Below are 557 nucleotides of genomic sequence, written 5' to 3'. Positions count from 1 at the left end.
GCAGCAGCTCGTGCTTCCTCCTCACAAGTGTAACAAGTCCGTAAACGCCGCACGGGACCGCTAAACCCTGTCTGATGCTTGACTTGGCATTGCTGCCCTTTTGAGCGATCAAAATAAGCAGCTTCAATAGTGCCATATTGCGTGCGTGGCTCTAACGTGAATTCCCAGTTGGAACAGTCGTGCTTATGGATGTCGAGTGCTGGTAAATTGTCCCCGCTTAAAAATAAAAACTTATTGTCCTTGATCAAAAAACGCGCCCGCATGCGGTCGGCAAGGCGGGTTAAAAAATCAACAGCCGATTGATCTGTACGAATCACATAAGGCAAAGGTTTTTTAGTGAACTGAGGACTGACCTTTGCTTGATAGCCATGGCGTTTGGCAAGTGTCTCGACAATCTCACCAACAGTTTTGTGGTCAAAATGTTCACTCACCTGTTCTTTGAGCTCTTTACGCATCGAGGCGCTTTTGCCACAAAGGCGTAAAATCTCTCCATCACTGCCCCCACAACTTACAACTGATTCGACAACAAAACACCCCATAAATGCACTGATGCTGTT

General features: G+C 46.9%; 1 pseudogene. It reads right to left on the bottom strand.

The window, feature by feature from the left end:
- Positions 1–557: pseudogene (locus tag ACFINH_RS10350) on the bottom strand (late control protein); the annotation flags it as partial.

The organism is Bartonella sp. AA74HLJMH (assembly GCF_042197045.1).
GTDB lineage: Bacteria > Pseudomonadota > Alphaproteobacteria > Rhizobiales > Rhizobiaceae > Bartonella.
Note: the sequence above shows the minus strand (reverse complement) of the source record. Positions and strands in the feature narration are given on the sequence as shown.